The 16,990-nt window shown below is 41.2% G+C and carries 14 protein-coding genes and 2 pseudogenes; 8 read left to right on the top strand and 8 right to left on the bottom strand.

Translation table 11 applies throughout. The features are described from left to right. Positions 1-260: pseudogene (locus AC5JMF_RS21110) on the bottom strand (hypothetical protein); the annotation flags it as partial. Between the two features lie 315 nt (positions 261-575). Here AC5JMF_RS21110 and AC5JMF_RS21105 point away from each other — a divergent pair. The 3 genes from AC5JMF_RS21105 (at position 576) to aroH (ending at position 2,616) form a co-directional block, all read left to right on the top strand. After that, positions 576-872, top strand: a complete 297-nt coding sequence (locus AC5JMF_RS21105) for a hypothetical protein (RefSeq protein WP_495797670.1) — start codon at positions 576-578, stop codon at positions 870-872. Positions 873-1,226: 354 nt separating this feature from the next. After that, positions 1,227-2,048, top strand: coding sequence for a signal peptide peptidase SppA (sppA, locus tag AC5JMF_RS21100; protein WP_495797669.1), 822 nt, complete (start codon positions 1,227-1,229; stop codon positions 2,046-2,048). A gap of 130 nt (positions 2,049-2,178) precedes the next feature. Further along, on the top strand, positions 2,179-2,616 hold the full coding sequence (gene aroH, locus AC5JMF_RS21095) for a chorismate mutase (protein WP_495797668.1): 438 nt from the start codon (positions 2,179-2,181) through the stop codon (positions 2,614-2,616). 150 nt (positions 2,617-2,766) lie between these two features. Here the strand turns inward: aroH and AC5JMF_RS21090 are convergent, their stop codons facing one another. Beyond that, on the bottom strand, positions 2,767-4,113 hold the full coding sequence (locus AC5JMF_RS21090; RefSeq protein ID WP_495797667.1) for a glutamate-cysteine ligase family protein: 1,347 nt from the start codon (positions 4,111-4,113) through the stop codon (positions 2,767-2,769). Positions 4,114-4,638: 525 nt separating this feature from the next. Between AC5JMF_RS21090 and AC5JMF_RS21085 the strand changes: the two genes are divergently transcribed. The 3 genes and pseudogenes from AC5JMF_RS21085 to AC5JMF_RS21075 all read left to right on the top strand — a co-directional run. Further along, positions 4,639-4,803 (top strand): hypothetical protein, encoded by a 165-nt coding sequence (locus AC5JMF_RS21085; protein WP_495797666.1) that lies wholly within the window; start codon positions 4,639-4,641, stop codon positions 4,801-4,803. A 13-nt stretch (positions 4,804-4,816) separates the two neighbouring features. Then, complete coding sequence (locus AC5JMF_RS21080) at positions 4,817-5,017, top strand: hypothetical protein (RefSeq protein ID WP_495797665.1); 201 nt, start codon at positions 4,817-4,819, stop codon at positions 5,015-5,017. A gap of 150 nt (positions 5,018-5,167) precedes the next feature. Next, positions 5,168-5,269 (top strand): annotated as a pseudogene (locus AC5JMF_RS21075) (IS5/IS1182 family transposase); the annotation flags it as partial. Here the strand turns inward: AC5JMF_RS21075 and AC5JMF_RS21070 are convergent. The 3 genes from AC5JMF_RS21070 to AC5JMF_RS21060 form a co-directional block, all read right to left on the bottom strand. Further along, a complete protein-coding gene (locus tag AC5JMF_RS21070; protein WP_495797672.1) occupies positions 5,225-5,584 on the bottom strand; it encodes a hypothetical protein in 360 nt (119 codons plus the stop codon). The pseudogene AC5JMF_RS21075 and the gene AC5JMF_RS21070 overlap by 45 nt on opposite strands. A gap of 224 nt (positions 5,585-5,808) precedes the next feature. Then, entirely contained in the window at positions 5,809-6,591 is a 783-nt protein-coding gene (locus AC5JMF_RS21065) for an Rpn family recombination-promoting nuclease/putative transposase (RefSeq protein WP_495797664.1), read from the bottom strand. A 47-nt stretch (positions 6,592-6,638) separates the two neighbouring features. Continuing rightward, positions 6,639-9,281 carry a DNA polymerase III subunit alpha gene (locus AC5JMF_RS21060; protein WP_495797663.1) on the bottom strand — a complete coding sequence of 881 codons (2,643 nt, stop codon included), beginning with the start codon at positions 9,279-9,281 and terminating at the stop codon, positions 6,639-6,641. 168 nt (positions 9,282-9,449) lie between these two features. Between AC5JMF_RS21060 and AC5JMF_RS21055 the strand changes: the two genes are divergently transcribed. Continuing rightward, positions 9,450-10,742 carry a dicarboxylate/amino acid:cation symporter gene (locus tag AC5JMF_RS21055; protein ID WP_495797662.1) on the top strand — a complete coding sequence of 431 codons (1,293 nt, stop codon included), beginning with the start codon at positions 9,450-9,452 and terminating at the stop codon, positions 10,740-10,742. Positions 10,743-10,939: 197 nt separating this feature from the next. Here AC5JMF_RS21055 and AC5JMF_RS21050 read toward each other — a convergent pair whose 3' ends face one another. The 3 genes from AC5JMF_RS21050 to AC5JMF_RS21040 form a co-directional block, all read right to left on the bottom strand. After that, positions 10,940-11,119: a hypothetical protein gene (locus AC5JMF_RS21050; RefSeq protein WP_495797661.1), complete on the bottom strand. Its 180-nt coding sequence runs from the start codon at positions 11,117-11,119 to the stop codon at positions 10,940-10,942. A 343-nt stretch (positions 11,120-11,462) separates the two neighbouring features. Further along, positions 11,463-13,175 carry a flavin reductase gene (locus tag AC5JMF_RS21045; RefSeq protein WP_495797660.1) on the bottom strand — a complete coding sequence of 571 codons (1,713 nt, stop codon included), beginning with the start codon at positions 13,173-13,175 and terminating at the stop codon, positions 11,463-11,465. 258 nt (positions 13,176-13,433) lie between these two features. Further along, positions 13,434-15,152 carry a diflavin flavoprotein gene (locus AC5JMF_RS21040; RefSeq protein ID WP_495797671.1) on the bottom strand — a complete coding sequence of 573 codons (1,719 nt, stop codon included), beginning with the start codon at positions 15,150-15,152 and terminating at the stop codon, positions 13,434-13,436. Between the two features lie 994 nt (positions 15,153-16,146). On the opposite strand from AC5JMF_RS21040, the gene AC5JMF_RS21035 reads away from it, so the two are divergent. Next, on the top strand, positions 16,147-16,605 hold the full coding sequence (locus tag AC5JMF_RS21035) for a helix-turn-helix domain-containing protein (protein WP_495797659.1): 459 nt from the start codon (positions 16,147-16,149) through the stop codon (positions 16,603-16,605). Positions 16,606-16,990 lie beyond the last annotated feature (385 nt).

The raw sequence follows: 16,990 nt of genomic DNA, 5'->3' as shown, positions 1-16,990 counted from the left end.
GGGGATTGGGGATTGGGGACTGGGGATTGGGGACTGGGGATTGGGGACTGGGGACGCGGAGATGCAAAGACGCGGTGAGGGAGTCCGGTTTTGGTGGTTTCTCCTGCATAGGAACTGCCGAATCCCTTCGCTGAAAGCGTTCTCGTTCGCGCAGCGTCTCCGATAAAAGAAGGGTAGGGGGACGCGGAGAAATTTTCTCCCTCATCTCCCGGTTGGTGAGCGGAGTAGTACTGCGAAGCAGAACCCGCAGGGTACCACATCCCTCTCATCCCCTAGCCTATCGAGTTAACGTTAACTTACTTTAAAGTTACTCTCAGAAAATAAAGCGATTTTTAAACGCGCTTTAATGCGATAAGTAAGGATTGGTGTTGACTATAAGCTTGATTTATCAAAGGTTTTGCAGCTTTGGGGTCTTGTTGACGCGCTCAGCATTTGATGTAACCAGTAACAACTTATTTTAATTAAAACTTAAGATTTTTGACAGATTGACTGCTTAGGAGCGATCGCGCGTATTGTAGAAATTGACATTCAGCTTTTAAAGCTCATGCCCACTTCACTTACGGAGCCTGCCCTAAATGAGCATTTTTAACAACTTTCTCCGTTCCCTGTTGCTCACTGTAATTTTTAGTTTTGTTGCCCCCATGGTTTTAGTCGGTGGTATTTTGCTGCTTGTAGTCCTTATTGGACATATTCCCGGTTTACAAGGGTTGACTGAAACAATTCCGACTCAAATATTGCATTTTCTAGCGACTTTTGGCAGCGGAATCCCACTACATGGACTACTTGTGATTAGTTTAACTTGCAGTTTTGTTGGCGCACTATTTGACATCTATGCTTATTACAGATGTCAAATTTTACGAATTGATTCTTAAGTTCAGATGTTCGTAGAACAATAACGTTGTATTCCCAAATGTGGAAAATATTGTCATCCCCATCTAAAAGTCAGGTTGAGCATGGATAAATAAATTTTTATTAACTAAATTGAGTATTGAGGATTAGATACTCACAATTTTTAAGTTATATTTTATACTCTATTTTTAATAAAAACCTGTCGAAAGCTATAAATACTTTGAACAAAACGGCAATAAAGTTCCTCGTTAAGTACAAAAATTTCACTAGAATGCACAATAGCAGAATGCCTGTTCATTTTAATGAACGTAGTAAAGTGTGTCTTATGACCACTAGACATTCTATATTGAGTTTATTACGAGGTTTTTTGATAGCTCATGGTTTGGCCGTTTAAGCCCAGGTTTCGTAAACAAATTGCTCGAATTGAAATTACTGGCGCGATCGCCGGTGCTACTCGCAAACGCGTTCTAGAAGCCCTAAAAACAGTAGAGGAGAAAAAATTTCCCGCATTACTGTTACGCATTGATAGCCCTGGCGGTACAGTAGGGGATTCCCAAGAAATCTACAGTGCGCTGAAGCGTTTGCGCGAAAAAATCAAAATAGTCGCTAGCTTTGGTAATATTTCGGCTTCAGGAGGTGTCTATATTGGTATGGGAGCCGAGCATATTATGGCTAACCCAGGTACGATTACAGGCAGTATTGGTGTGATTCTGCGTGGAAATAATATAGAACGCTTGCTGGAAAAAATTGGTGTTTCCTTCAAGGTAATTAAGTCAGGGCCTTACAAAGACATTCTCGCCTTCGACCGAGAACTGACGGAACCAGAACAACACATCTTGCAAGAGTTGATAGACACTAGTTATCAGCAATTTGTGCAAACTGTAGCCGATGGGCGTTCTTTGGCAGTAGAAACAGTGAAAAGTTTTGCTGATGGTCGGATTTTTACTGGACAGCAAGCCTTAGAGTTGGGTGTTGTAGATCGTTTGGGAACAGAAGAAGATGCACGACGCTGGACAGCAGAACTAGTTGGTCTTGACCCTGAAAAAACACTTTGTTACACCTTAGAAGAGCGTAAACCCTTATTGAGTCGCATTCTACCTGGGAATCGTCAAGGCTCATCAAGAATGAGAGCTGGTATTGATTGGCTCGAATTTGAAATGTCTACTAGTGGTTTACCACTTTGGTTATATAGACCATAACTTTTTAATGTCATTAGTCATTTGTTTTTTGTCCTTTGTCGTTTGTTTGATAACCAATGACCAATGATTAATAACCAATAACTAATGACTAATGACCAATAACCAATAACTAATTAAGGAGGATTGCGGAGTGGAGTGGCAAATGCGAGCTATTCGTGGGGCAACAACCGTTTCAGAAAATAGTATTGAAGCAATCAAAGAGGCGGTAACGGAACTACTAGATGAACTAGAAAACCGAAATCAACTCCAACCAATGGATATTGTTAGTGTTACTTTTTCTGTGACACGCGACTTAGATGCTATTTTTCCAGCTGCGATCGCCAGATCTCGTCCTGAATGGGATAATGTCGCCATGTTGGATGTGCAGCAAATGCATGTGGAAGGCAGCTTACAGCGCTGTATTCGGTTGTTAATCCACGCTAACTTGCTTACCTCTGCTCCAATTCATCACACTTATTTACGTAACGCTGCTAACTTGCGCCCCGACTGGAGTTTACCGCAGTCATTACAAACATCACAGCCAATAGTTGAGTCAAAAGTCTACAATAAACACGCAAATTTTATGTAAAATGCTCGACTCTGGCGACGAAAGCTGACTGGAGAAATTTTTGTGCAAACGACGCTACTTGACTGGCTTCAAGTAGCGTCGGATCACAATACGGTTCAGTTAATGCAAAAAAAGAAGATTAGACGCTTAATTTCCTGAGTTGAAATTAGATTAATGCTTCTTTAGTAACAATCGTTCGTCAAAATCCAACGCACCCAAAGGATTTTCTATATCTATCCATGAAACCTGCGCTTCTAGCTTGTCACAACACTCACGCACCAGGCGCAGACCTTCATCCAATACAAGTTGAGCAGTTGTCGGGGTAAACTCTTGCAATATCGCGGTCTCTATTGTCTCATAGTGATCAAGGTCTTTGCTCAGTTTTGCTAGAAACTTTGCACCTTCACTAGTGTCTCTCATCGCAAACTGTAAAATTGAATTGATGTAAGCCTTGACTTTGGGATTTTTAATCCCTTCTGTAGCTGAAGTATAGAGCAATTCACCATTGAGATATTCAAAATCTGGTACATAAAGCTGATCGCCTACTAGTTCAAATAGCTGGTTGCCTTTTACTGGCCTCACCCTTAACTTCTCACGCCTGACTCGGTGAGATGCATTATCAAGCAGTGTAATTACAGCTAAAATCACAGAGGGGTAGTTACTATCTATGCATCTTATTTCCACAGTACCAAGTTTGTTGAGTCGGACTGGGTTCCAAGCTGACTTAAGTAAGCTGCCTCCTGCTTCTAAAAACAGGTTACGTTCAACTCCAGCTTTTTCCATTGCTTGCAACCAAGCATAGTAGCGAGCAAATTGCTGCTCAACTAAACTCTCTACGCTATCAGCATAAGGCATGAGTCCGCCAACAGGCTGCAAATGCGTATATACTCCCTCCCAACCAAAGGTTTCGCTACCTCGATAACGAATTGTGTGCGCGGCTAGTCCAATTGCTTGTCCTTCATAAAAGGGACACGCACGTGTCAGAGAAATGAGCGCTGAGTCAAAAGCTGTAGCTAAATTGTATATATTCAGTAGCTCCTCTCGCTCTGCTGGCATAGAGTTGTAAGAAACTGCAATACGAGAGTCAATTACCCCAGGCGGGACTTCCAAATGCAAATGTGTGCCAGTACATTTACCAGCGTGCAAAAATCGATCATAGCCGACAGTCCGCGCTTGAATATGGTAATTCGGCCGATCGCGCATTACTGGCATAATATGCAAGGGATAGCTAGACAGAGGATAAAGTCGTAAATCTAGTTGTCGCGCGGCAGCGATCGCCAACTTGAGATTTTTGAGATATTCTTGGGCTAACTCTGTGGCACTATATGCTGGAGGAGTATTAATCTCCACCATATTCTTCACAAATTCTGGTACAAAATAATTCGGGTTTATACCTTGTGCCTTTGCCATCGAATGACAAATGTGCAAAAATTCATCAGCGCGATCGCTTAGTTGACCCGCTTCATCTACCAGAAAAAACTCTTGTTCAAGACCGATACGACGCCTAACTACATCCATATCGCCAATCAATGCTAGCAGGGGCGTACAAATTGTACTCCTGACAAACCGTATATCTCAATACAATTTCACGAAACTTATGCATCATTTGGCATGAAGCAAAATACTTTCAATGATTATTAAGACGGTGATTGATTCAGATGGCGATCGCAACTGCATCAACTGAATAAATTAATATTAAATACCCTCTTGATTAACAATAGTCTAAGTTTTAGAATGCGATGTGGTTACAGTACAGCTATATGGTCAAACTAAAAACTCTTTGAAATTGAAGGGACGACCAATTCCTGAGAATAATATTTGGATTGCTGCGATCGCCTGACAGTATCATTTAACTTTAGTATTACGCGATCGCCACTTTGGAAAAATTGATGGGTTGATAGTTAAAACCTAGTAAAATTACTCTGAATATATCTTTTATTGTGTAGTATATAAAACAGCACATAAAAGTCATTGGTCAACTAACTGGCATGGTTGCAGACCACAGCATAGATTTTCAAACGTATCTACAATCTCTGAGCGAGGATGACACATACAGAGATTGGCAAGAATTCTACACTGCACCTTGGCGGTATCCTGCGGGAAGCCGCTTTGCGTCTACGTTTTTCAATTCCTCAAATTTCCACTAAAATTGAGGCAACAGTTAATTCTTTACGGAATGCAATCTTAATCCTTACTAAGGTACTTTAGGAGAATATTGATCATGAGTCAATATGTTTTGCTTCGGATTCAAGCTATTCAAGAAGAACTAGAAGCATTAAAAAGAACTGTTCTGCATCAACTTGAAGGTTCTCGAAATAAAACTCAAATTCAAGGATTATGGAAAGATATTCTTGTCACTGAGCAAGATTTAGAAGAAGCTGAAAAAGCAGTTTTTCGAGATGCAATTCAGTGGGAAGATTAGATTAAAAATTTCTTAATTACTTCTAGGTATTGCGGGAGTTTTTTTTAAACTCTTCTTCCGCTTCTTGTTGGTGTTTAATGCCGACTGCACGCGACACTTTCAGCTTCGCTTTCATTTGATAACGCACGCTAATCGTGTACTATTTTGTATAAAATCAAACAGTGCCGAGCGATCGCAACACGCTACGACAAACGCGCTATAAACTTTCTAGGTGCAATTTATCTGGCTGCTTCTGTTATTTGGCTTACTTAATTGATGACATGCCCTAAGAGCTTCTGAATATTCATTAATGGAGCTTAAATAAATTTCTATATCTGATAAGAGTGAATCATACTTTGTTTCAAGGTCTAATCCTAAATGAAAGTTTTTCTGTATAGATTTGTCAATTTCATTTATTACCTTCAAAGGATTGATGTCAGACAATTGAATTCCAATCAAGTATTCACGAATTAATTGGTTAATTTTTTCTTGATGATTTTTACCCAACACAATTTCATTTTCTAGCTTCAAAATTAGCTTTGAAAATTGTTTTTGGTATCCTGAGTAAACATTAGAAGACGAAGCCATTGGAATTTTAAACTTTAATTCTCCAATAGCTACCCGGTTCTCGGCAATCTTATCATAAATCTTCCAAGATTCCTTAAGAAGTTTAGCTATGTCTAGCCATGTTCTATAGTTAGGATAATCTTCTTTTAGAAATTTTATATAAATTCAAAATTCGAGAGGGTGGAGAAATAGCTTGAATAACAACACCTGCATCTTCAAGCCATTTCTCGCAAGTATATTCAGGTTTAGCTTTGTGCAGATTGATTTAATTGTTGTTGAAGTTGTTGGACTTCTTCAACTGATAAGCCTGTGGAGGGAGCGATAATATCTATCGCCACTCCTCTGCGTAAGAGATTGATAGCAATTTCGCGTTGTTTTCTTTCTTCCCCTTTTGTCTCACCTTCTGCCAGGATTGAACGATAAACAGTAGATTCTTGCATGATGTCCCTCCGCAACAGCCGATAAATCACTTCTGACTCTAATTTTAGCCCAGCTAAAATCCCCGATGCTGCCATCAAATTCGCTTGTGTTATGGGGTCTGCGATCTGATCAATTATTTGGGCAGCTTGATGCAATGTTTCCTCTGAATCTGTGCTTTGCCCAAGTGTCGCAAAGGGAATCAGCCCAGGATATTGCAGAAAGAGCGAGGCGGGTTGCTCCCACAGGCGGATCACTTCAAACTCATGACGAGTACATTCCATAGTAAAGCTGGTTTGATACACCCGCTCCGAACTAGTCTGCTTTAGGTAAATCACAACTTGTCGCATCGGTTTGGTTGGATCTTTTCGGTACATTCGCACGCGATAGTCTAACATCCGAAATGGAACATTATCCTTGGGAAGTGTTTGAAATTCGATATGCAAAACCGATTCGTCCGATGCCAGCAGAATCAAGGCATCGGCTCGAATCGGATCAAGGGAGAGTTCAGAGGGCTTGATTTCTGTCAGTACGACGGATTTTCCCAGCAGCCAACTAGCAAAGTCGGCTGAGAAGTGTTCGGCAAGAAATCGGCAGGTGTCGTCATACATGAAGGAAATTGTATAACTGGCTATGCCAATTTGGAAAAGAACTTTACCTAATTGATGACACGTCCTAGCAAACCTTCCACTTGCAACAAATCCAACCCCCGCTCAAATATTTCATCAATCGGCAACATTTCACCACTAACAGTCATAAATTTATGGTCTTTAGTTGCTCGAAGCACTGAACCATCTTCTAAACAATACTCAAATACTTCTTGTTGCCCGCGATTATGCCACTGTGCTACTGGTTGTGTATAAACATTCCCATTACTATCAACACTATAAACCGTGCATTCAACTTGTTTTTCTACAATCTTGCCAATAGGCATAAAACCATATTCCACAGTCAAGATTTCTGTGTCATAGCTTAAGCAATATTCGGCAAACTTCAGCATCTGCTCAAATAATTCATCAGCTACTTGTTTCTTGACTCCATTTTTCGCTGCCCCATCAACAAATTTTTCTCTCTGCTTCTGCATCTCGGAAACCTTCTTTTTACCCATCGCCCGACGCAACAAGTCAGCTTGTCCTAAAGAATATCCAGCCATATCTTGAGCAATTTTCATAATTTGCTCTTGATAAACCATAATTCCGTAAGTTTCATCTAATATTGGTTCTAAAATAGTGTGTTCATAATCAATTGTTTCTCGCCCATGTTTACGGTTAATAAACTTTGGAATTAACCCGGCGTCTAACGGCCCTGGTCGATAAAGTGCCAAAATTGAAGAAATATCTTCTATATTAGAGGGCTTCAAATCTCTAACTATTTGACGCATCCCTGAAGATTCTAATTGAAATATTCCTTCTAATTCCCCTGCTTCTAATAGTGAATAAGCTTTTTGTACATCTTTTGGTAAAGTGCTATGTTCACCTTTAGCTAATATTTTTTGTGCTTTTCTTTCTTGGTGAGTAATTTCATCAGGATCAACACGATATCCTTTAGTTTCTTCAATTAAATCAAGGGTCTTTTGAATTAATGTCAGGTTCCTTAAACCCAAGAAATCCATTTTCAACAAACCCATGGATTCCAAGTCTTCCATGAAATATTGGGTAATTACTGAACCATCATTGTTTCGTTGCAGCGGGACAATTTCATCTAATGGTTCGTCAGAAATTACCACACCCGCCGCATGAACACCAAAGGTTTTGTTAGTTCCTTCAATTCGCATCGCCATATCAATCCAATGGCGAACTCTGGGTTCATTTTCATATTTTTCTCTAAACTCTGGTTCTGGAGTTTCATGAGAAATCATCACCTTAAGTTTGGTTGGCTTCCCCCGCACTACAGGAATTAATTTCGCCATTTTATCGGCTTCGCCATAGGGAATATTCAATACTCTAGCGACATCTTTCAAAACTGCTTTGGATGTTAGGCGGTTAAAAGTAATGATTTGAGCAACTCTATCTGCACCGTATTTTTCAGTTACATATTCTAGAACTTTATCCCGTTGTTCAATACAGAAATCCGTATCAATATCAGGCATAGATTTCCGTTCTGGGTTCAAAAAGCGCTCGAATAGCAAACCATGATGTACAGGATCAATATTGGTAATTCGCATCGCATAAGCAACTAATGAACCAGCCGCTGAGCCACGGCCCGGGCCCACAGGAATATTGCTATCTCTCGCAAATTTAATGTAGTCCCAAACTACTAAAAAGTATTTAGAAAAACCCATTTGCTGAATCATTTTCAGTTCGTATTCCAATCTGTCTTTATAGATGGAATCGACTTCATGGCGGGATTTACGATTTAATCTTTCTAAAAGTCCGCTCCATGCAACTTCTTCTGCGTAAGTATCGGCAGTATGACCAGAGGGAATGGGTGGGGTGGGAATTTGAGGCTCACCCATGATATGGTAAGGTTCGACTTTATCAGCCACTTCTTCTGTAGTGGCGATCGCCTCTGCAATTACATCATCCGGCAGATGGTCACGAAATAGCAACTTCATCTCGTCCGCCGATTTGAGATATTCTGTGCCGCTATAACGCATCCGGTTTTCTTCTAAGATTAACTTCCCGGTTTGAATACACAACAAAGCATCATGGGCTTCGACATCAAAACAAGAAATAAAATGAGAGTCGTTAGTCGCAACAAATTTAATCCCTAATTCTCGCGCAATTTTGATAATCTCAACATTAACGATGCGGTCTTCTTGAGAGCCGTGGTCTTGAATTTCTAGATAATAATCATCACCAAACACATCTTTATACCATTGGGCAACTTTACGGGCCGCGTCTGGTCTGCCACTCAAAATTGCTTGGGGAACTTCACCACCTAAACAAGCACTAGTGACAATCAATCCTTCATGATATTCTTTTAATAATTCTTTATTAATACAAGGACGAGAAAAAATACCTTTACCTTGCACACCTTTGAGATGAGAAATTGTGGTTAATTTGACTAAATTTTTGTAACCTTTTGTATTTTTAGCTAAAACAACTTGATGATACTTGGGACGGCGTTCTTGTTTCTCAATATTGCCGTTGATGATATACATTTCGTTGCCGAGAATTGGCTTAATATTTTGACTGCGGCAAATTTTAATTAACTCAACTGCCCCATACATGACACCATGATCGGTAAGCGCGATCGCTTTCATGCCAAGTGCGATCGCTCGCTCAACTAACTCTGGCAGTTGACTTGCCCCATCGAGCAAACTGTAGTCACTGTGAATATGCAAAGGGACAAAGGACATAAGCGTCTCCAACCACAAGCCAAAAACATCTCAAAGGACAACACCTATCGGTGTACCCTTGTAAGCAGGATTTTGTAAAGCAACGGCATCTTAGATTAACTCGTTTACGAAATTTTCACTTCCGAAAGTGAAGTTTTAATAATTACATCAGTAAATCCGCATCCACTAATGAGTCAACCAGAGAGCAACACTTCGCTTGAAACCAAAGCTGGCCCATGGTGGCAGCGTATTCCTCTGACGTTACAAATTGTCATCGCCCTAGTAGGTGCCATCATTGTCGGAGTTGCATTTGGTGCAGGAAACATCAACCCAGCTAATGCTAGCTTCATCAATAACTTAGCAATTCCTTCTGAATTGGTGCTGAAGGCTCTACGCGCCCTCTCCACACCTTTAATCTTAATGGCAGTACTGCATACCTTAATGACTACGAATATCCCTGGCACAGCGGGGCGTCGTCTGGCGGTGCTGCTGATTACTAATACTACAGTAGCTATTATTATTGGACTTTTAGTGGCAAACGTCCTACGTCCGGGCACTTGGCGACCTTTGCAAGCGCCAGAAGGGACACAAACAACAGGTCAAGGTCTCGATCCTTGGGGACTACTTAAAGATGCTGTTCCAGAAGCTATTTTGAAACCGTTGGTGGATAACAATGTTATCCAACTGATCGTCATCGCTCTCAGCTTTGGTATAGTCCTACGGGCATTAAAATCAGAACAAATTGCTCAAGGCAAGAGTGGATTCCAACCAATTGAAGATGTGATCGGAGTTTTGTTTGAGGCAGTAATTCGCATCCTCAACTGGGTAATTGCTTTGGTTCCCTTAGCAGTATTCGGAATCGTTGCCAAAACCGTCGCACTGCAAGGCTTTGCCCCTTTCCAATCTCTAGCAGCCTTTATCCTGGCAGTGTTGATAGCACTGGCATTGCAAGCTGGCTATTACCTCACGAGAATCAAACTCGGTTCTTGGGTAAATCCCCTAAAATTTCTATCTGGCACTTCCGATGCCCTTTTAACAGCTTTCTCAACTTCTTCCACAGCGGCGACTATGCCCGTCACTTTTGAAGTTTTGCAAACAAAAGTTGGTTTAAGGGAATCTTCTGCCTCTTTAGGGGCGTTAGTTGGAGCAAATTTCAATAATGATGGAACTGCGCTTTATGAAGCGATGTCTGCGTTGTTTATCTCCCAAGTGCTAGGGCAAAATCTGAATCTAGGACAGCAATTAATTGTAGTTCTAACCTCGGTGTTTGCTTCGGTGGGTGCGGGGACTATTCCCAATGCCGGACTGGTAACGATGACACTGGTATTCACTTCTGTTGGCTTGCCCACACAATATATAGCTTTGCTAGTAACAATAGACTGGTTTCTAGATCGCTGCCGCACTGCGATTAATGTCATGGGAGACATGACAGTCAGCGCTTTACTTGACGGCAAAAAACCTCGTGCTGTGGACGAGATTTAAACAATTAAAATTCGTAGGGTGTGTCAGTTTTCGATTTACCCTCAGCTTACGGCTAAATTATTCGTACTGACGCACCCTACCAACCACTCGTAGAGAAGCTTTTGCAAGAGACTCTATGAGTTATGCTCACAAAGAACGATGAAAATATTTCTTCCCGACTCCCCACTCCCGACTCCCCACTCCCTATTTTCAAGGTTTTAATGCTGTTGCGGCCCCTTGGCATCGCATTCTTTATACCAGCAGCGTTCTAGAAGTTGAATACGCCAAGTGTAGGCAAAATGATGAGGATTTAGTATCAGTTTAGTATCACGGCTAAACAGAGGCTGGTTGAGATACTGCCAAATGGGAAATTGAATTTTGGTGTGTTTTGAAGCCATAAGAACAATAAGTTAAAAGTACTGTGGCAGGAGTTAATATTTTGTATAAAAACTGCCTATACTGATTATTTAGTTAAAGATTAAACTGTCTTTTAATAATTGTCCTGGTGGCAATTGCGTAATTGCCTCAATTTATTTATTCAGACCATTTCCGGTAAAATACTGAAATTATCTTCATCAAAGCTTATAGAACAAGGAACAGAGAATTCGCTACCGCTACGCTAACGTAATTACGTCTAATGTGAATTAGATATTAAAACTTAAATGATTTTGTCGATGCCCTCACCCTAAATAAAAAAACAGGAGCTTTCATAAAGCTCCTGTTACGCATTAATTCATTAACCTAATAATGAGTACCCGTTTTCCGATGGTTAATAGCAGTCACAGCATCCGGTTTGAGTAATCTACCGTCATCAACGATCGCATACACGACCCAGTGATCGCCACATTCTATACGTTGGCTAACCGAGCATTCCAGATAGGCTAGAGCATCGTTCAATACGGTACAACCGTTACCTGCAACTCCTGTTTTAAAGTTGGCAAATCGGTCTTCTCCTGGGGCAAAAGATTTACGAAAATGTTTCGTGTAGTCTACATGATTGCCTTCGGGTAAGATATTTAAAGCAAATTTACCGCCCGGATACATCAAAGATTCGATCGCACGATCTTTGGCAATGGCAATAGTCAAACCAGGTGGGTTAAAGGTGGCTTGAGAAACCCAAGCGCCTAGCATAGCGGTGGATACTTCTCCTTGTTTAGCCGTCAGCACGCAAACGGAACCAACAATCCGACCAACAGCCTGTTCTGTAGGAGTGGCAGCTTGTTGTGGCATACGCACTTTTTTGGCTTTTTTCAAACCCTGAGCAAAATCTGTGCCGACTTCTTCACAATATTTGAGAGTCACATCGTCGGGTTTAAACTTGACTTTTAAAGTATCAAAGCCAAAGCGATAACCAGCATCCCGGAGTTTACCTTCAATTAAATCAAATGCTTCGCCACTCCAACCAAAGGAACCAAACACCCCAGCAAGTTTGCTATTGTCACCAATAGACAGCACAATCCCTAAAGCGGTATGTATGGGGGTGGGTGCATGACCGCCAATTGTGGGAGAACCAATGATGAAAGCATCCGATTGTTCAACGTTGGTGCGAATTTCATCGGGGGTGGCAAATTCGCAGTTAATTGATTTGACAGCAACTCCCCCTTTGGTCAGCCCCAAAGCCATCGCCTGTGCTAAAGTTGCCGTGTTTCCATAAGCGGAGGCATAAAGTAGGGCAACAGATATCTCTCGGTCTCTTTGAGAACGACTCCATTCTCCATAAGATTTGGTCAGTTCCATTAGGCTAGAACGCACCAATGGCCCATGACCCACAGCATACATTCTCACCTGCAAATCGGAGATTTTCTCTAATGCTGCTTCCACATGCGGTGCATTTGGAGCCATTAAGCAATTGTAGTAGTAACGCTGGTCTTCTTTGAATGACTCCCAGTTGTCATCAAACGCTTCATCACCACAGATATGCACGCCAAATAATTTATCTGTGTAGAGAATTTGGGTTTGGCGATCGTAGGTACAAAGTGCTTCTGGCCAACGGGGGCTGGGAGTTGGTACGAATCTCAAAACATGATCCTTACCTAAATCGAGATTTTCTTTCCCACGCATCACCAAAATATTTAATGTGTCATCGGGGAAAGCTGCACGCAAGTTAGCCGCACTCAGAACAGAACAGACAAAGGTTAGCTGTGGCGCTAATTCCAACATTGCCTTGAGAGTTGCCACACGGTTAGGACTAAAATGTCCCAAGATGACATAATCTAACTTTTTCAAGTTGATGGTCTGTTGTAATGCTTCTAGATAAATTGCTGTGAAAGTTTCAGCAGGTGGGTCAATCACAGCGGTCTTATCACCTTCAATTAAATAGCAATTCGAGGTAGTACCTCTTTCTAGTGCGTATTCAATCTCAAACCGCAGACGTGACCAACTACGCGCCCTAAGAACTTTAGTATTTGTAGCAATCGAGAGAACTTGTACGTCACGAGGTTTGGAATCGCTCATAGATTTTGGGTGATGTGGGGAGAAAAAATGCAAAAACCGGGTAGATTTTGCCCAGTTTTGAGTGTTTTCAATGAAGCGTGTCAGGAAGTTTGGTAATCTCATCGGCAGTGAGGTGCTGGCGGGGGGATGAGGGGGATGGGGGGGACGAGGGAGATGAGGGAGACACGGGGACGCGGGGACGCGGGGACGCGGAGAATAACCAATGACAAATGACAATTCCCAATCCCCCACTCCCCACTCCCCACTCCCTACTCCCCATTAGTAATAATTACCCACTTTGCGATGGCGAACTGCTGTCAGTCCATCGGGTTTGGAAACACGACCTTCTTGGACTGTGCAATATACAATCCAGTGGTCGCTACACTCCATGCTGCTTTGCACTTCACATTCCATGTATGCTAAAGCGTCTGTTAATATTGGCGACCCGTTTTTGGCGGTTTGGGTTTTGACTCCGGCGAATCGGTCAGCACCGGGAAGCAAGCGCTTGAGGAAGTGCTTTTTGAGTTCTTGATAGTTTCCTTCTTCGAGGACGTTGAGGACGAAGCGATCGCCTACTTGCATTAAGGAATCGATGGCGCGGTCTTTAGCTACGGCGATGGTCAATCCTAATGGTTGTAAACTCGCTTGTGATACCCAAGAGGCTAGCATGGCACTGCTGACATCACCTTTTTTGGTGGTAATGATGTAGAGTCCGCTGCTAATCCGACCGAGGGCTTTTTCCATGTTGACGTCGAGGGACTTGAGTTGCTTGATGTTGCGATCGCGCATCAACAATTGTCCCAAGTCTGTACCCGCTTCTGCACACATCTGATATGTGGATGCAGTAGGAGCTTCTTTAATCCGAATCGCTGGAAAGGCTTCTTTGACACCCGAATCGATAAACTTTCGCCGCAGTGTATCAACTGGCTCGTCATCGCCTCCGTAGCATTCAAATAGTCCCACTACTTGTTTGTTGTTAGCTACAGCTAGGAGCGAACTGATACCAGCCTGAGCAGCAACGGCGGTAGATGGTGGCATTCCAATAATGATGCCAGCTGCTCTACCGGCTAGTTCTTGAATTTCTTGACTTTCAGCAGAGCTTAAGTCAATCATTTCTACGCCAACACCAGTTTTCTGTATTCCCTCAGCAATTGCATGACTGAGGCGATCGCTATGACCATAATTTGAGACGTAAAATAAGCCAACTGTGGTCTCTGCTTTGGCTTGTCTTTGACTCCAAGTTTCATAGCACCCAGTTAGCACGTCTAAATGATGATGTAGTAGAGGCCCATGACCGTTGGCAATGATGTTAATCTTGCCGAGTTCGCTCATCCGCTTCATGGCGTTTATGAGCGAACGAGCATTGGGGCCCATCAAACAATCGTAGTAAAATCTAAAGTCTGCTTCAATTGCTTCTAAATCTTCGTCAAAGGTGCGATCGTCACAGAAGTGCATCCCAAAAGCATCACAGGTAAAGATGGTTTGGGTTTTGCGGTCATAACTGAAGATTGTATCTGGCCAATGCAAGTTAGGCGCACTCACGAATTCGATTTCGTGTCCTTTGCCAATATCGATGCGATCGCCACTTTTAACAATTCGCTTGGAAAATGGATCGTGTACCAAGCCTTCTAAAAATTGCAGTGCTATTTTTGAAGCTAAAACTGTGGCTCTCGGCGCTAATTGCAGAACATCTTCTACTAAGCCACTATGGTCTGGTTCTGTGTGGCTGACGATAATGTAATCAATAGTCTTGGGATTGACAAGACCTTTAAGAGTGTCTAAATACAACTGCCGAAACTTCTGGTGAGAAGTATCAACTAAAACTGTCTGCTCACCCCTAATTAAATAGGAATTGTAAGTTGTACCGTTTTGCAGTCCGAATTCGATATCGAAGCGATCGCGATCCCAATCAAGAGAGCGAATCGCCGTTGTATCAGGGGCAATTTCTACAGTTTGTATAGTTAGCCGACGTTGAACGTTTTCTGCGATCGCTACCATTATTCGTCTCCGAGCGCAAATCATTAATATTTTCTTCTGTTACCATTGTCCCTATAAATTTTTTTTTAAGTTGTAGTCAAAACTATTTTTTGCAAAATTAAACTTGTATCAATTGTTTCTATTTATTAGCGGTATTTTTAACTCCAAAAATCTACTAAATATGATTTTAGTTAAGATATATACTGGGTCTTAATGTTTCTTAATTATTAGTATTATTTCCTATTTTAAAACTATCATATAGCGATCCTAAATGAGTTAGGAACAAATTAGATCCCCAACTTCTTCAAGAAGTCGGGGATCTAATTCTGTCGATATTTGTAAATCAAAGTAGAATAAATTTTTCTCTTTCAAGAGATAAAACATCAAGTATGCTGTTATTAACTTTTCGCTGAATTTAAACAAAATTTACTTTTGTTTGAGCTAACTTTCTAATCATTTAAATTGTAAAATTCGTGTAAAGTAGAAACAACAGTGTTTACGCGGAGATAAACAAAGCAAATTTAGCAAAACAAGTTTAAGAAAAAGAATTGAGCTTCTAATTAATTGTTTGCCCATCCAAGTGTGAATTTACGTAAATTGACTTTTTAAAGTTTCGATAAAATACCAGTAAAAATACTAATAACCAATTAGAATTAATGCTACTCTCTTTTTATACGGAACTTGAGCATTAATTAAGGCAGCGGCAACCAATGACGATTGTTACAGCTACGAGCTTCAACTCTGGCTGTTCGATAAAGCCAACATACGGATCAAAGCTACTGCTTTTATTTGCTTCAACGTTTTACGTTAATTTCTCACGGATGATAAATTACGAACTTCGACAAGTGTTCTTCAAGCCAATACTTTATCGCATCAAATCATTCAACATAGACTTCGGCTCCCTTAATTCTTGTGTTCAGGCATACAGTGTGTTATTTAATACGTTGCGAAGTAAGTATAGAGGCGTGAATAGACATAAAAATATCAACAATTGCCGGGTGAAAGAATATCGCTTATGGGATGCCGACTGAGAATTTTTCTAACAGAAGAGGAAAAGCATACTTTAGAAGAATTGAGAAGAGCTAAGGATGTACCTCAACGTACTAAAGATCGCGCTCAAGTTTTGCTACTAAATGCTCGTGGCTTAAAAAACGAGCAAATTGCTCAAGGCTTGAATTGGGCGATTTCAACAGTACGTCAGACTCTACATCGCTGGGAAAAGATGGGTTTAGTAGGACTGTGGGATGCTCCTGGGCGGGGAGGAAAACCTCGATATTCAGAATCAGATTTGATTTATCTGGAAAATTGCTTAACTCAAGAGTCACAGACTTACAACTCTAAGCAACTAGCAAAAAAATTAGCATCTGAGCGTCAAGTTTACTTGAGTCCCGACCGATTACGACGGGTACTGAAAAAAAGGGGTAGGAGGTTTGGAAACGCACATCCCCAACCTCAGCAACAGAGTATTGGCTAACTGCAAAGTATTAATTTCTCTGATTTTATAGCAGTTTTCAATTGAATGAAGTACAGGTTATTGTAGGAGCAATTAATTGTTTCTACGAACCACCTCATTCAAATAAAAAGTGCAATATCCAAAGAGAATTTGTACGAAAATAATAGTCTATGTCATTAATTATGATGGCTTGCTAGATTTCCGACTTTTTCCAAAAGTCGGGGTTCTGACCACAGCTAAACACTTAGAACGAATGACCTAGACTACTATTGGTTCATCACATTAATTAAGTTCGTAGTCAGGACTTTAGTCCTTGTTTTAAGCACAAAGCGTGCTTAAAACAAACCATACACAAGAGACTTCTTGCAAAAATACTTGAACCGTCAGAGACTCAAGTCTCTGCCTA

This window comes from Desmonostoc vinosum (assembly GCF_059505385.1).
This window is presented reverse-complemented; position numbering and strand designations above follow the sequence as displayed.

What these genes read in the sequence shown, in the direction of transcription:
- AC5JMF_RS21105 (WP_495797670.1), top strand. Translation starts at nt 576, where the DNA reads ATGAGCATTTTTAACAACTTTCTCCGTTCCCTGTTGCTCACTGTAATT.
- sppA (WP_495797669.1), top strand. Translation starts at nt 1,227, where the DNA reads ATGGTTTGGCCGTTTAAGCCCAGGTTTCGTAAACAAATTGCTCGAATT.
- AC5JMF_RS21090 (WP_495797667.1), bottom strand. Translation starts at nt 4,113, where the DNA reads ATGGATGTAGTTAGGCGTCGTATCGGTCTTGAACAAGAGTTTTTTCTG.
- AC5JMF_RS21085 (WP_495797666.1), top strand. Translation starts at nt 4,639, where the DNA reads ATGACACATACAGAGATTGGCAAGAATTCTACACTGCACCTTGGCGGT.
- AC5JMF_RS21080 (WP_495797665.1), top strand. Translation starts at nt 4,817, where the DNA reads ATGAGTCAATATGTTTTGCTTCGGATTCAAGCTATTCAAGAAGAACTA.
- AC5JMF_RS21070 (WP_495797672.1), bottom strand. Translation starts at nt 5,584, where the DNA reads ATGGCTTCGTCTTCTAATGTTTACTCAGGATACCAAAAACAATTTTCA.
- AC5JMF_RS21065 (WP_495797664.1), bottom strand. Translation starts at nt 6,591, where the DNA reads ATGTATGACGACACCTGCCGATTTCTTGCCGAACACTTCTCAGCCGAC.
- AC5JMF_RS21060 (WP_495797663.1), bottom strand. Translation starts at nt 9,281, where the DNA reads ATGTCCTTTGTCCCTTTGCATATTCACAGTGACTACAGTTTGCTCGAT.
- AC5JMF_RS21055 (WP_495797662.1), top strand. Translation starts at nt 9,450, where the DNA reads ATGAGTCAACCAGAGAGCAACACTTCGCTTGAAACCAAAGCTGGCCCA.
- AC5JMF_RS21050 (WP_495797661.1), bottom strand. Translation starts at nt 11,119, where the DNA reads ATGGCTTCAAAACACACCAAAATTCAATTTCCCATTTGGCAGTATCTC.
- AC5JMF_RS21045 (WP_495797660.1), bottom strand. Translation starts at nt 13,175, where the DNA reads ATGAGCGATTCCAAACCTCGTGACGTACAAGTTCTCTCGATTGCTACA.
- AC5JMF_RS21040 (WP_495797671.1), bottom strand. Translation starts at nt 15,152, where the DNA reads ATGGTAGCGATCGCAGAAAACGTTCAACGTCGGCTAACTATACAAACT.
- AC5JMF_RS21035 (WP_495797659.1), top strand. Translation starts at nt 16,147, where the DNA reads ATGGGATGCCGACTGAGAATTTTTCTAACAGAAGAGGAAAAGCATACT.